The sequence below is a fragment of the Streptomyces sp. NPDC002490 genome (genome assembly GCF_040296045.1).
Lineage (GTDB): Bacteria > Actinomycetota > Actinomycetes > Streptomycetales > Streptomycetaceae > Streptomyces.
The window spans coordinates 1-13083 of the sequence record NZ_JBEOWM010000004.1; the positions used below are offsets into that span (position 1 = coordinate 1).

General features: G+C 71.4%; 13 protein-coding genes. 8 read left to right on the forward strand and 5 right to left on the reverse strand.

Going from position 1 to position 13083, the window contains the following annotated elements; genetic code table 11:
• Positions 1 to 336 precede the first annotated feature (336 nt).
• On the reverse strand, positions 337 to 1119 hold the full coding sequence (locus ABT092_RS03500) for an IclR family transcriptional regulator (RefSeq protein ID WP_351239296.1): 783 nt from the start codon (positions 1117 to 1119) through the stop codon (positions 337 to 339).
• Positions 1120 to 1367: 248 nt separating this feature from the next.
• Between ABT092_RS03500 and ABT092_RS03505 the strand changes: the two genes are divergently transcribed.
• The 8 genes from ABT092_RS03505 to ABT092_RS03540 all read left to right on the forward strand — a co-directional run bounded on the left by ABT092_RS03505 (position 1368) and on the right by ABT092_RS03540 (position 8859).
• Positions 1368 to 2780: an amidohydrolase family protein gene (locus ABT092_RS03505; RefSeq protein ID WP_351239298.1), complete on the forward strand. Its 1413-nt coding sequence runs from the start codon at positions 1368 to 1370 to the stop codon at positions 2778 to 2780.
• A gap of 91 nt (positions 2781 to 2871) precedes the next feature.
• The gene (locus ABT092_RS03510; RefSeq protein WP_351239300.1) at positions 2872 to 3747 is read left to right on the forward strand and encodes a fumarylacetoacetate hydrolase family protein; all 876 of its coding nucleotides are present in this window, start codon (positions 2872 to 2874) and stop codon (positions 3745 to 3747) included.
• A gap of 47 nt (positions 3748 to 3794) precedes the next feature.
• Positions 3795 to 4880 (forward strand): cupin domain-containing protein, encoded by a 1086-nt coding sequence (locus tag ABT092_RS03515; protein ID WP_351239302.1) that lies wholly within the window; start codon positions 3795 to 3797, stop codon positions 4878 to 4880.
• Positions 4862 to 5392 (forward strand): nuclear transport factor 2 family protein, encoded by a 531-nt coding sequence (locus tag ABT092_RS03520; RefSeq protein ID WP_351239304.1) that lies wholly within the window; start codon positions 4862 to 4864, stop codon positions 5390 to 5392. The genes ABT092_RS03515 and ABT092_RS03520 overlap by 19 nt, the downstream gene beginning before the upstream one ends.
• Complete coding sequence (locus tag ABT092_RS03525) at positions 5389 to 5760, forward strand: YciI family protein (RefSeq protein WP_351239306.1); 372 nt, start codon at positions 5389 to 5391, stop codon at positions 5758 to 5760. The genes ABT092_RS03520 and ABT092_RS03525 overlap by 4 nt, the downstream gene beginning before the upstream one ends.
• Before the next feature lie 51 nt (positions 5761 to 5811).
• Positions 5812 to 6735, forward strand: coding sequence for an NAD(P)-dependent oxidoreductase (locus ABT092_RS03530; protein WP_351239308.1), 924 nt, complete (start codon positions 5812 to 5814; stop codon positions 6733 to 6735).
• A 90-nt stretch (positions 6736 to 6825) separates the two neighbouring features.
• Positions 6826 to 7779, forward strand: a complete 954-nt coding sequence (locus ABT092_RS03535) for a VOC family protein (protein ID WP_351239310.1) — start codon at positions 6826 to 6828, stop codon at positions 7777 to 7779.
• A 138-nt stretch (positions 7780 to 7917) separates the two neighbouring features.
• Positions 7918 to 8859: a fumarylacetoacetate hydrolase family protein gene (locus ABT092_RS03540; RefSeq protein ID WP_351239312.1), complete on the forward strand. Its 942-nt coding sequence runs from the start codon at positions 7918 to 7920 to the stop codon at positions 8857 to 8859.
• A gap of 15 nt (positions 8860 to 8874) precedes the next feature.
• Here ABT092_RS03540 and ABT092_RS03545 read toward each other — a convergent pair whose 3' ends face one another.
• The 4 genes from ABT092_RS03545 to melC1 form a co-directional block, all read right to left on the reverse strand.
• Positions 8875 to 10284, reverse strand: coding sequence for an FAD-dependent monooxygenase (locus tag ABT092_RS03545; RefSeq protein WP_351239314.1), 1410 nt, complete (start codon positions 10282 to 10284; stop codon positions 8875 to 8877).
• On the reverse strand, positions 10281 to 11468 hold the full coding sequence (locus ABT092_RS03550; protein WP_351239317.1) for an MAB_1171c family putative transporter: 1188 nt from the start codon (positions 11466 to 11468) through the stop codon (positions 10281 to 10283). Before ABT092_RS03550 ends, ABT092_RS03545 begins: the two co-directional genes overlap by 4 nt.
• 220 nt (positions 11469 to 11688) lie before the next feature.
• A complete protein-coding gene (locus ABT092_RS03555) occupies positions 11689 to 12513 on the reverse strand; it encodes a tyrosinase family protein (protein ID WP_351239319.1) in 825 nt (274 codons plus the stop codon).
• A 17-nt stretch (positions 12514 to 12530) separates the two neighbouring features.
• Complete coding sequence (gene melC1, locus ABT092_RS03560; protein WP_351239321.1) at positions 12531 to 12938, reverse strand: apotyrosinase chaperone MelC1; 408 nt, start codon at positions 12936 to 12938, stop codon at positions 12531 to 12533.
• Between the last annotated feature and the right edge of the window lie 145 nt (positions 12939 to 13083).

Here is a 13083-nt window from a genome sequence, read left to right on the forward strand (position 1 = left end):
GCATTCACGATCATGCCCAACCACCTCCGTACCTACGTACACCTTGCGTTGGATTGCCTGCTTATGTTCAGCGAGTAGACACCCCGCCCGGCGACTCGACAAGGCGCCGGCGCCCTTCGGGACAGTTGGCTCAATCACACGTGTCAGCCGGCTACTTGGCCGACCGAACCCGGCGACGGAGCGGGCCTCGATCACCCCTCGACACCCGTCACCGTCCTCGGCCACGGGTGGGCACCCGCGACGGCCCGGCAGGGTGGGCGGTACGGGGGTGGCGTCGCCGCGGCAGGTGCCGTTCCGGGTGCGCGACGCCCGGCGGAACGCGCCCGCGCCGTCGGCTCAGCCCTTGGCCGCGCAGCGTCGCGCCGCCGCCACCGCGGCGTGACCCAGCCGTGCGAGATCACCCTCGGAGAACCGGAATCGGGGTACCGAGACCGTGATCGCCGCGGGAGTGACGCGGTCGCCGTTGGGGATCATCGCGCCCACGGTCGCCACATCGGGTTCCACCTCCCCGACGCAGACGGCGAAGCCGCGCTCGCGCACCTCGGCCAGCAGCCGGATGAGTGTGGCCCGGCTGGTGACGGTGTCGGGGGTGACCGCGTCCAGTTCCTCGGACGGGAGGAGCGACAATACGCGCTCCTCGGGCAGTTCCGCCAGGACCGCTCGTCCACCGGCTGCCGCGTACCCCGGCGTCCGGACCCCGACGCGCGAACTCACCCGCAGTGCCCGCGGGCTCTCCACGGCATCGATGATGAGCATGTCCGCACCCGAGAGGATCACCAGGTGCGCCGACTCCTGGACCTCCTCCACCAGGTCCTCCAGCACGGGCCTGGCGATCGCCCGGATGTCGAGGTTCTGCAGTGCGCCCGCCCCGATCTCCAGCAACCTCGGGCCGGGCACGTACGCACGGGTCAGCGGGTCCTGCTGGGCGAAGCCGTGCAGTTGCAGCATCTCCAGCAGTCGGTGCGCCGTCGAGCGGGCGACCCCGATCCTGCGGCCGGCGTCGGCGACCCGGATCGCCCGCTCCTCGGCGAGCAGGCACAGCAGCCGCAGCGCCCTGTCGACTGAGCCGATCGGATAGTTCGGGGTCAAGGTGTCCGTCTCCTTGGCTGGCTCGGTCATCTGATCCCCTCCTCGCGTCCGGCGTCCAGAGGGGCGGCGCCGAGTCTAGGGCGCGTCACGCGAGTTGAGTGAGTTGCGCGGTGCCGTACAGCGGTCCGAACCCTTGACAGCTTCACAACGGCACGAACATATTGTTCTGAGTAACGGTTACCTGTTCTGTTATGCAGAACATTATCAGACTGGCCCACCGCCCGTAGAAGGGGTCCTGGGATGAACTCTGCTCTGAATCGGTACAAGGCGGTCACGACATGACGGCGGCGCGCACGCTGTTGCGCGGCGGGCGGATCGTGTCGATGGACCCGGCCGTGGGCGACCTGGTCGGTGACGTGCTCGTCGAGGACGGTCGGATCGCCGCCGTCGGCCCCCGTCTGGAGGTCGCGGAGGGCGACGTCGAGGTCATCGACGCCTCGCGGCACCTCGTGATCCCCGGCTTCATCGACTCCCACCGGCACCTCTACCAGGCGCTGCTGCGCGGTATCGGCGCCGACTGGTCGCTGTTCCAGTACTTCACGACGATGTTCGGGATGCTCGGTCCCCACATGACGGCGGAGCACATGTCCCTGGGCACCACGCTCGGGGCCTACGACGCCCTCGACTCCGGGGTCACGGCCGTCTACGACTACTCGCACAACCAGTCCTCGCCCGAGCACACCGACGAGTCGGTGCGCGCCCTGAAGGACAGCGGCATCCGCGCGGTCTTCGGCTACGGCGGTTCGATGGCCGAGCAACTGGAGATCCTCTCACCGCCGTTCACCAGTACCAGCCCCAGCAACGAGGCCGAGATCCGACGGGTGCGCAGCCGGTACTTCTCCGCAGACTCGGGCCTGGTCACCATGGGCTTCGCCGTCCGCGGCCCGGACAGCTCGACCATGGACGTGGTACGGGCCGACTTCGCCCTCGCCCGCGAGCTCGGGCTGCGGATCAACACCCACATCGGCATGGGGGTCCTCGACCCGGAGGGCCGCCCCAACGTGACCCGGCTGCACAAGGAGGGGCTACTCGGTGACGACCTGATCTTCGGGCACTGCAACCTCCTCACCGAGGAGGAGTTCCGGCTGATGGCGGACGCGGGGGTGTCCGCCTCGGTCACCCCCGAGGACGAGTCCGCGATGGGACACGGATGGCCGCCGATCACCCAACTGCTCAGGGCGGGCATCAGACCCAACATCGGCATCGACACCTGCATGGCCGTCGGCGGCGACCCGTTCACGGCGATGCGCTTCGCACTCGCGGTACCGCGCGGGCTGGCCAACCAGCGCTCGCTGGACGAGTCGGTCAACCCGTGGCAGCTGGACGTCTCCGTCCGTGACGTGCTGGAGTTCGCGACCATCGAGGGCGCCCGCGCCCTCGGCATGGAGAGCGTCACCGGAAGCCTGACCCCCGGCAAGCAGGCCGACATCGTCATGATCCGCACCGACCACCTCTCCATGACCCCGGTCCTCGACCCGGTGGCCTCGATCGTGCACCACGCGAGCCGGCAGACCGTCGACACCGTCTTCGTCGCCGGCAAGGCCGTCAAACGCGACGGCGAACTCCTCGGCGTGGACGTGGCCGCCCTCAGCCGCCGGGCGACCGGGGCCGCCGCCGCACTGCTCGAAGCGGCCGGTGTCGAACCCGGCTGGGCCCCGGAACCGCCCCGGGCTCCCGAGGGCGATCACTGACCGTCCGCCGCGCGCCCACGACGTCAACCACGGGCGCCCGGACGGTCACCGCCCCCCTCCCCGCTTCCACCCACGAAGGAACTCCCTCCCCATGCGTATCGCACTCTTCGACCAGTACCGCATCGGCATCGTCGACGGAACGTCGGTGCGTGACGTCACCGACGTCGTCGACAGCCGGTGGCACGGCACTCCATACGTGATCAACGAACTCATCGAGCACTTCGACGAGCTCGAAGCGCCGCTCCGGGCGACGCTGGCCGCTGCCGAGGAGCGCCCACTGGCCGACGTGCACCTGCTGCCGCCCGTCCCGCGTCCCGGGCAGGTGCTCGCGGCACCCGCCAACTACCACGCGCACGTCGCCGAGATGACCGACTCCCGGTACCGGCCGACCAATCAGCAGGCGCTCCAGTCACCGAGCCGGGCAGGCTTCTTCGTCAAGAGCTCCGGATCGATCTCGGGTCCCGCCGACCCCATCGAACTGCCCCCGATGCCGGACCGCGCCTTCCACCACGAGGTGGAACTGGGGATCGTCATCGGCAAGCCCGCCCGCGGGGTCCCCGCGGAGCGGGCCGCGGACCACATCTTCGGCTACCTCGTCCTGCTCGACCTGACCCTGCGCACCGAGGGCGAGCAGCAGGAGGAGCGCACCATGCGCAAGTCGTTCGAGACCTTCACCCCGATCGGCCCGTTCCTCGTCACCGCCGACGAGGTGCCCGACCCGAACGCCCTCGACCTGAAGCTGTGGGTCAACGGCGAGCTTCGCCAGCAGGCCAACACCCGCGACCTCATCGTCGGCATCGGCGAGCTGATCGAGCAGGCGAGCCGTGTCGTGACGCTGCGGCCCGGCGACGTCTACGCGACCGGCACCCCGGAAGGCGTCGGCCCCATCGAGGTGGGCGACGTGGTGCGCGCCGAGATCGACGGGCTGGGCGAGCTGACCCTGCCCGTGGTGAAGCGCGGTTGGTGAACCACCCCGCCGTCGACGCCCGAACAGCACGAGCCCCTGGAGAACACATGCCCCGAACCAGCATCGACGGCATCGCGCCCGGCCCCGCGGCCGCGATCGACGCCGAGCAGTACTACGCCGGTCTCGACTCGTTCAACGTCGAGCCGCTGTGGCGCAACACCGACCCGCGGCTGCTGCCCGCCGAGCCCAAGAGCCGTGCGGTGCCGCACGTCTGGCGGTACCAGGAGGTCCGCGCCCAACTGATGACCGCGGGACGGCTGATCAGCGCCGAGGAAGCGGAACGGCGCGTCCTGATGCTGATCAACCCCGGTCTGGCGCCCGAGGTGGAGACCGCCAACAACCTCTACGCCGGCATCCAACTGGTCCTGCCGGGTGAGATCGCCCCGATGCACAAGCACGCGGCGGCGGCGTTCCGCTTCGTCATCGAGGGATCGGGGGCGTACACCGCGGTGGACGGGGAGCGCGCCCACATGCGGCCCGGCGACATCGTGCTGACCCCCTCCTGGGCCTGGCACGACCACGGCAACTTCAGCGACGAGCCGATGGTGTGGATGGACGGGCTCGACCTACCGCTGATCAAGAAGCTGGAGGCGAACTTCTTCGTCAACGGACCGGAGCGCGCCCAGGACGAGCTGCGCCCGGCGAACTCGACCGAACGGCTCTACGCCACCAGCCGGCTCAACCCGGCCTGGCAGACGTGGGACAAGCCGTACTCGCCCGTCATCAACTACCCGTGGAGCCAGACCGAGCAGCTGCTGAAGACCGCACTCGACGAATGGAGCGGCTCGCCGACCGACGGCGTCATCTTCGAGTTCACCAACCCGAACAGCGGTGGACCCATCATGCCGACCATGGGTGCGTACATCCAGGCGCTGCCGGCCCGGATGCACACCCAGGCGCACCAGCACACCAGCAGCGCGATCTACCACGTGGTGCGCGGTCGCGGTCAGACCGTGGTGGACGGCACCGTGCTCGACTGGTCCGAGCACGACACCTTCACGGTGCCGGGTTGGTCGGTGCACGAGCACATCAACACCGAGAACGAGCCGGCGATCCTGTTCTCGCACACGGACATCCCGGTGCTGAAGGCACTCGGCTTCTACCAGGAGCGGGCATGCCCGCGCCAGGCGTGAACGGCGGCGAGGCCCGGGAGGACCGGGTGACGGGCCCCGCACCGGCGGCCGACTACGCGCAGGACCGCGCCCGCGTCGAGGACACGGTCGCCGCCTTCGTCCTCGCACTGGACGGCCGCGACATCGAGGGCGCCGTCCGGTGTCTGGCCGAAGAGGTCACCTGGGACTACGAGTCGGTGAACGGGCGTCCCGCCGCCGTGCTCGGCCCCGGAGAGCTGGCAGCCCGGTGGAACGCCACCCTCGTGCACACCGACGCCTCGCAGCACTTCCTGTCGCTGCCCCGGATAGGCGTCGACGGCGACCGGGCCACCTGCACCGTGCACGCCCGGGTCGAGATGCGGCTCGCCAACCCCGCGGGCAGCCCCGGCACGTCGACCAACGGAACCTACGCATTCGGCCTGGTCCGTGCCGGGTCCGGCTGGCTGATCACCTCGGTGACGATGGTGCTGCTGTGGAACGACGGCAATCCGCGCATCATGGAACTCGCCGCGGAGAAGGGGCGGCGGAGATGACCGCGACGACCTCCGGCCCCGCCGTGGAGCCGTTGAAGAAGCACTTCTTCGTGATCTTCTCCGAGGCCGGCGCCCGGCCGGAGGAGCTGCCCGCGCAGGTCCCGGCGCACCTGGAGTACCTCGCCGGGCTGGAGAAGCGGGGCGTGCTGTTCATGTCCGGGCCGTTCCTCGACGCATCGGGCGACCCCGGCCCCAGCGGCATGCTGATCGTCCGCGCCGCGAGCGCCGAGGAGGCCGCGGACCTCGCCGCGGGCGACCCGTTCCACCGCAGCGGCGCACGGACGTTCCGGGTCGAGGAGTGGCAGGTGCACCAGGGCCGCATCGACCTCGCCATCGACCTCTCGGACCGCACCTATCTGCTGCGTTGACCGCACATCCACCCATCTGCGCGAACGGCGCACGTACCAAGGAGGCACCCGGTGACGGCACAAGGCTCCGACCTCACCGTCGGTCTGATCGCACCCGGCAAGATCGGCCTGCCGTTCGCGGCGAACCTCATCGCCGACGGCTACACCGTGTGGGGATACCGACGCAGCTCGTTGGCGGACTTCGAAGCCGTCGGCGGCAGGGCCGCCGCCTCGGCCAAGGAGGTGGCCGAGCGCGCCGACGTCATCTTCACGTGCGTCACCTCGGCGGACGCCCTCGACGAGGTGATCGGCGGTGAGCAGGGCATCCTCGCGGCCGGCCGCTCCGACCTGCTCGTGGTCGACATCGGCGCGATGGCGCTCAGCCGCAAGGAGGCGGCCCGCGACGTCCTGCGGGCCCACGGCATCACCATGCTCGACGCCCCGGTCAGCGGCACCCCGCCGATGGTCGCCGAGCGCAAGGGGACCGTCTTCGCCAGCGGGGCCCAGGACTCGTTCGAGCGGGTCCGCCCGGCACTCGAAGCCCTGGGCCGGGTCATCTACACCGGGGATTTCGGCTCGGGCTCGAAGATGAAGTTCGTCGCCAACACCCTGACCTTCGTCCACATCACGGCCGCCGCCGAGGCGATCGCGCTGGCCAAGGCGGTGGGCCTGGACACCAAGTTGGTGATCGACACCATCAGGCCGTCCGCCGCCGCGTCGACGATGTTCAACGTACGCGCACCCATGATGGCCGAAGGCCATACCCGTCCCGTGAAGGGCACCGTTTCCGGAGCCGTCGAGGTGGTGGAAGCGATCATGGCGACGGCGGCCGAAGCGGGAGCGGAGATGCCGCTCCTCAGCGAGGTCCTGGGCATCTGCGAGGAAGCCTGTGCGAGCGGCCGGGGCGAGGAGGACATCGCCGTCCTGGTCTCGGTCCTGGAATCCCGGGCTGCCGGGTCCGTCCGCAACGACCGCCCCGGCGCCGTGGTCTGTTGAACGGCCCGCGGCCGACCGTGCTCGACCCGGCCGGCACCACGCACACCACCCGCACCCATCATCGAACCATCCACTGATCGGAGCAGCACGATGTCCGTCGACACCGGAGCCGAAGCGATGCAGATACCGCGCCCGCTCGCGCCCGTCACCAAGCCGAAGGGGCTGGGCATCTTCCGCACCGGCCACGTCTCGCTCTTCAGCCCCGACCCGGCGGCCTCCGCCGAGTACGCCGTCAGTCACCTGGGCTTCCTGCACGCCGGCAACGACGACGAGGGCCGCCACTACCTCGCGGGGCACGGGCCGGACGCCTACTCGCTCGTCTACTCGCCGGGCGTCAGCGGGCTGGAGACCATCTCCTACATCGTCCCCGACGACGCGGCGTTCGAGGAGGCCGCGTCGGCGCTCGCCCGGGCCGAGGTCGACGTCGTCCGCAACGAGGGGACTTCGCGGTTCCGTCCCGGACCGACCCTGAGCTTCCGGACCCCGGCCGGCCACCCGATCGAACTCAGGGTCGGCCACGCCCCGGAGGTGCCCGTCGCGGCGTCGACCCGACGGCCCGAGGCGGCGCCCGCCCCGATCGCCTCGGACCACGTCGTGTTGCGCACGGTCGACATGGAGGGCGAGATCGAGTACGTGAAGACCAAGCTGGGTCTGATGGAGAGCTCCCAGATCCAACTGCCCGACTCCTCCGCCCTGATGGCCTTCTTCCGCGGCAGCAAGCTCTACCACTGCATGGCGCTGGCCCGGGCCGATGTGAACGGCCTGCACCACGTGCAGTTCACCGTCAAGGACGGTGCCGCCGTGCTGGAGACCTTCGAGTCGATGACCCGCAGCGGCGTCGAGGTCCTCTGGGGACCGGTGCGCCACGGCCCGGGCCACAACATGGCGATCTACTTCCGCGACCACGTGGGGCACATCATGGAGTTCTCCTCGGAGGAGATGACGATCCTCGACGACGAGAACTACTCGCCGATGCACTGGTCGGTCACCGACCCGCGATCGGCGGACGAGTGGGGCACCTTCCCGCCGGAGAGCTTCACGTAGAGCCGCAGGCCCGGCGCGCCGCGTCACCCGGCCGGCCCCGACCGCTCCCCGGCGGGGCCGGCGCCCCATCCCTATCGCCGGGGCCCGGTCGTCGCACCACGGCGCACCGCGGGCCCCGACACAGCTTGGAGGAACCTCGTGCGTCTCGTCAGTTTTGCGGACCCGTCCGGTCGGCCGGCCCCCGGCGTCGACCTCCCCGACCTGGGCGTGGTCGACCTGTCCCGGGTCCTGGACGCCCACCGCGTCCCGGTGCCCTCCTCCGTCGCGGACGTCTTCCGGCGCGGGCAGGACTACCAGGACTCGGTGCGCGGCGTGCTGGCGGAGGTCACCGCCGACCCCGGGATCGCCCGGGACCGGGGGTGGCTGCTCCCCGGGCCCGTCACCCTGCTGGCCCCGCTCGGCGAACGCGTGCTGATCGTCGCCGCCGGTGTCAACTACGCCAGTCACGTACGGGAGATGGGCGGGAAGCCGCCCAAGAAGGCGGCCTGGTTCGTCAAGTCGCCGCACGCGGTGACCGGGCCCGGGGCGCCGATCCGCATCCCCGCCGCGGCCCCGGACATGGTCGATTTCGAGGGCGAGTTCTGCGTGGTGTTCGGCCGTACCTGTCACGGCGTGAAGGCCGCGGACGCCCTGGACCACATCGGCGGCTACACCATCATCAACGACGTGTCGGCCCGTGACGGCTTCCCCGCGATCAACAGTGCCCTGACCCCGGAAGAGGGGCGGGTGACCTGGAGCGACATGTTGCTGGGCAAGCAGTTCCCGACCTTCTGTCCGATGGGACCCGCCGTGGTGACCGCGGACGAGATCGCCGACCCGGAGGACCTGTGGATCAGGACGACGCTCAACGGGCGGCTCATGCAGGACGGGCACACCTCGGACCTGTTGACCGGCGTCGCCGAACTCGTCGAGCAGTTGTCGCGGTACTTCAGCTTCGCACCCGGCGACGTGCTGAGCACCGGCACGCCCGCCGGAGTGGGCATGGGCCGCAAGCCCCCGGTGTTCCTGCGGGACGGTGACGAGGTCCGGGTCAGCGTCGAGGGCATCGGCGAACTGGTGAACCGGGTGACCGGGGCCTGACGACCGCCCGCGCGCTCACCGCGTGCGTACGGGCAGACCCTCCAGCAGGCGGCGCTCGGCGGCGGTGAACGGGGGGCCGTCCAGCGGGCGGCGCAGCGGGCCGACCAGGGCCCTGACCAGGGCACCCGGCTTGGCCAGGGATGTCGGTGGCTCCTGGAGGGTGAGGACGTCGGTCAGGGCGGTGGCCGCGGCGAACGATCCGACGGCGGTGCGGGACAGGCGGCTGACGTACCGGTGCAGCAGGCGGTCGGCGGGGGTGGGGGTCCGGCCGGTGGTGGTGGGGAAGTGGATGTCCTGGCCGGTGGCGAGGGCCCAGGCCGCGTCGACCGGGCGGGCGACGGCGCGTTGGGCACGGCGGGTCAGGTCCTCGGCCGGTCCGGCGGCGAGTTGGTCGCGCAGGGCGAGGGCTCCGCGGGCGGCGGCCGAGACCCCGTGGCCGTAGACCGGGTTGAACGCCGCGAGGGCGTCGCCCAGCACCACCAGTCCTTCGGGCAGGTCGGGGAGGCGTTCGTAGTAGTGGCGCCGGTTGGCGGTGGTCCGGGTCAGGGTGACGCCGGTGAGCGGCTCGGCGCGGGCGATCAGATCGGCCAGCACGGGGTGGCGCAGGGTGCGGGCGAAGGGTTCGAAGGCCTCGGGGTCGCGGGTGGGGTGACCGCCGGGGGCGCCCATCAGGCTCACGTGCCAACGGTCGCCCTCGATGGGCAGGATGCCGCCGGAGTTCCCCGGCCCGGGCCGTCGCGGGTCGGCGTGCACGGCCACCATGGGCCAGCCCGCGGTGGGGACGGGGGCCCGGTAGATGCGGCTGGCGTAGACGAGCCCGGACTCGATGCGGTCCTCCCGGAGGCCGGTGATGCCCAGGTGCCGCAGCCACTGCGGGGTGCGGGAGGTGCGGCCGGCCGCGTCGACGACGAGGTCGGCCGGCAGGTCGGACTCGCCGGCGGCGGTGCGCAGGCGCACGCCGGTCACCCGTCGGCGGTCGCCGAGCAGTCCGACCACCCGGGTGCGGGTGCGGACGGTCACCCCGGGGTCCTGCAGGACGCGGGCCCGGACCACGTGGTCGGTCAGGTCCCGGCTGGCGGCCATGAGGTAGTGGGTGGCCCGTCGCCAGCGGCGGTACCAGCCTTCGGGCGAGTGGATGACCATGTTGGTGGTCATCGGCATGCGGTGGGCCCCGGCGGCCGCCAGCCGGTCGAGGGTGCCGGGCAGGAGGTCCTCGATCGCTTCGGCGCCACCGGTCTGGAGCAGGTGCACGTGTGCGGCCTGGGGCACTCCGAGGCGCGGCTCGGGGCCGTGCGGCAGGTCGTGGGCCTCGACGATCTCCACGGTGTCGACGTGGTCCCTGACCGCCGCCGCGGCCAGGGTGCCCGCGATGCTGCCTCCGATGACGACGGCTCGGGTGGTTCTTCGGCGCGGACGTCCGCTCACGATGCGCTGCTTTCCGTGGGAGCACGGTGGTGCTCGTGGAGGGACTTGAGGTGGGGCGAGGCGAGCGCCAGGGAGATCGGGATCAGGTCCGGCGCCTGCCAGGCCGCGGGGGGCGGATGGTCGGGGAGCCGGTCCGGCGCGGCGCGCTGCCGCTCCCGCGCGGCCATGATCATGGCCGCGTCCGCGGCGGCCGCCGCGGAGGGTTCCCGGTCTCCGGAGCGGAGCGCCGCCCGGTAGACGGCCTCGCGCAGGGCGCGGTCGCAGTAGGGCGCGAGGGCCAGGACCGCGTCGTACAGGGCGGTCTTCCGGCTCGTCAGGAGCACTGCGGGCGAGGTGCGCCACCACGGGAGCAGGCTCCGGACGGCGCCGGGGGCGGAGACGTTCCGCAGCGCACGGTTCAGGGGGGCGAGTTGTCGCAGTTGGTGGACCGCCCGGGCGGCGGCCGCGAGTCGCGGTCCGAAGAGCGGCAGGGTGAAGCCGATGGCGCCGATGAACGCGGATGCGGCGACGAACCGGGGGGAGACCTCGTCGACCAGGAAGTCCAGGTCGCGGCCGGTCCACCGGGCGGCCACGGCGACCAGTCGGGTGCCGTCGTAGCAGAGGTGGAGCAGGTAGGCCACGACGAGCAGGCGCAGTCCCGCCCGCAGCGAGCCGCGGATCTGCTTCGACCAGCGCCAGCACAGGACGACGTTGGCGATCGCCGCCACTCCGTGGGCGACCAGGTAGGTGACGATCATCTCCCGGATGAACGGGGTGTTGGCGTAGTGCGCGTCGAACAGCGTGACCTGTTCCACCGGGGCGTCACCGGCCCAGAACAGGAGGAAGACGGCGGCGACGGCGAGGGCGTAGGCGATCACGCACCACCGTGCGAGGCGCCGGGTCTGCTCGGGGGGTGCCGGTCTCCAGTGGATGATCAGTAGGAGGCTCGACCCGGAGTAGGCGGTCAGCGTCGCGTACACCACGGGGGCGGAGAGGTTGGTGATCCCGCTCCACCGGTTGAGCGCGACGATGGTCTGCGGGGCGGCGAGGAACATGATGCAGCCGCCCGCGAGCAACAGCCGGCAGGCGGCCCGCAGCAGGGCGTTGTCCGGGCGTCGGATCAGGGCCGGCACCTTCACCGCGCAGGCCAGCAGCAGGACGAGGCCGCTGCTGAAGTAGACGAGGTTGCCCGGCCCGGAAGTCACCGCCTGTTCCCTCCCGTGCCCGCCCGACCGGTGTCCTTCCGTTCCTGCGACCGGTGGTGCGGCGGTCGCGGTACGGCGTCCGTGGTCGTGGGACGAGCCGGGATGGCGTCACCCTACCCTCCCCTCCACCGCATCTCCACGAGCGGTCCGTGGAGTTGTCGCGTCCGGCGGGCGGGGCGGTGCGCGGCGGGCGTCCGGCGCCCGCCGCGCACCCGGTCGCTCAGGCGTAGGTGTAGAACTGCGTGTGGTCCAGCACGCTCTGGGGGGTCGCGTTGGTCCAGGGCGGCATGGTCTCGTTGAGGTCGATGACGTCGACCGTGCCGCCGGCGGGGAGGTACTCGGCGCTGCTCGGGTGGAGTGCGTGCCAGTCGGCCCAGAGCTTGTCGACGAACGCGTGGTGGACCCAGAACACGGGGTCGTTCGGGGAGACGCTCGACTCCATCTGGCCCCAGACCCAGGTGTGCACCCGGTTGTGCATGCTCAGGTAGCCGGCGGAGCCTTCGAGGGCGGAGCGGAAGCCCGCCGAACCGTCGCGCCAGGGTGCGGAGTCGTAGCTGGGGAGGGCGAGGGCGGCGTCGACCTCGGCTCCGGTGGGGAGGGTGGGGACGCGGTAGCCGAGGTTGCGGGCGAGGAAGGGGCGGCTGTCGACCTGGACGGTGATCGGCCACTTGCCGGCGGCGTACGCGAACGGTCCGTCCATCACCTGGTCGTCCAGGGGGCGTCCGGTGCCGCCGAGGAAGTCGGGGGCCCAGAGCGAGGAGCCCACGGTGTTGTCGACGGTCCAGTCCCAGTAGGGGATGGACACCGAGGCGTCCACCTTCTGGAGTTCGTTCTCGAAGTCGATGAGGAACTTGCGGTGCCAGGGCAGGAACGAGGGTCCGAAGTGGCCGACGTATATCCCGGTGTTCATGTCCAGGGCGAAGCGGAGGCGGTGGGCGGCGACGAACTCGTCGTACACGCCGAGGCGCTTGACCTCCAGTACGGCGTCGACGAACGCCTTCTTCTCGGCGGTGGTGAGGTTCGCCTGGTTCTTGCGTACGGTCATGGCGGTTGCTCCCGGGCTCAGACGGCGGGGTGGAAGGGGACGACGTGGGCGCCCTTGAGCGAGGTGACCGCGGTGCGGGCGGCGTCGAGCGGGGTGGCGAACCGTTCGTAGTGGTTGATCGCGCTGCTCCAGCCGCTCTTCCCGTGCTGCATCACCTGGAGTTCGCGGCCGTCGATGAGGACGCGGTAGGCGGGATGGTGTCCGGCGTGGCCGTGGGCGCGCGCGTGCCCCGCGGCGGGTTCGCCCTGGATGCGGCGGCCGCGGTAGACCTCGTCGAAGGGCGCGGGGCCACCGGTGCCGGCGGGTCCGCTCCGGTCGCCGGTCGAGGTGGTGTGGGCGACGGCGGTGGCGACGCCGGCGAGTGCGGTTCCCGCGGCTACGCCGGTGATGGCCCCGACGGCCTGGCGGCGAGTGATTCCGGGCATGGCAGAAGACCCCCAGATGCATGGTGGAGACGGCCCCGGACGTTCGGGGCCGCCGTGACCATGCCTACCCGGGGAGTGACGGCCGGGAGTAGACGGACGTTTTCGGTTGGCTGTCATACGGACACGTCCGGGCCCGCCCGCGGCG

Bases quoted from the DNA above. Each gene is read 5' to 3' on its own strand.
- ABT092_RS03525 (WP_351239306.1), top strand. From the start codon at position 5,389: ATGACCGCGACGACCTCCGGCCCCGCCGTGGAGCCGTTGAAGAAGCAC.
- melC1 (WP_351239321.1), bottom strand. From the start codon at position 12,938: ATGCCCGGAATCACTCGCCGCCAGGCCGTCGGGGCCATCACCGGCGTA.
- ABT092_RS03555 (WP_351239319.1), bottom strand. From the start codon at position 12,513: ATGACCGTACGCAAGAACCAGGCGAACCTCACCACCGCCGAGAAGAAG.
- ABT092_RS03510 (WP_351239300.1), top strand. From the start codon at position 2,872: ATGCGTATCGCACTCTTCGACCAGTACCGCATCGGCATCGTCGACGGA.
- ABT092_RS03515 (WP_351239302.1), top strand. From the start codon at position 3,795: ATGCCCCGAACCAGCATCGACGGCATCGCGCCCGGCCCCGCGGCCGCG.
- ABT092_RS03520 (WP_351239304.1), top strand. From the start codon at position 4,862: ATGCCCGCGCCAGGCGTGAACGGCGGCGAGGCCCGGGAGGACCGGGTG.
- ABT092_RS03535 (WP_351239310.1), top strand. From the start codon at position 6,826: ATGTCCGTCGACACCGGAGCCGAAGCGATGCAGATACCGCGCCCGCTC.
- ABT092_RS03500 (WP_351239296.1), bottom strand. From the start codon at position 1,119: ATGACCGAGCCAGCCAAGGAGACGGACACCTTGACCCCGAACTATCCG.
- ABT092_RS03505 (WP_351239298.1), top strand. From the start codon at position 1,368: ATGACGGCGGCGCGCACGCTGTTGCGCGGCGGGCGGATCGTGTCGATG.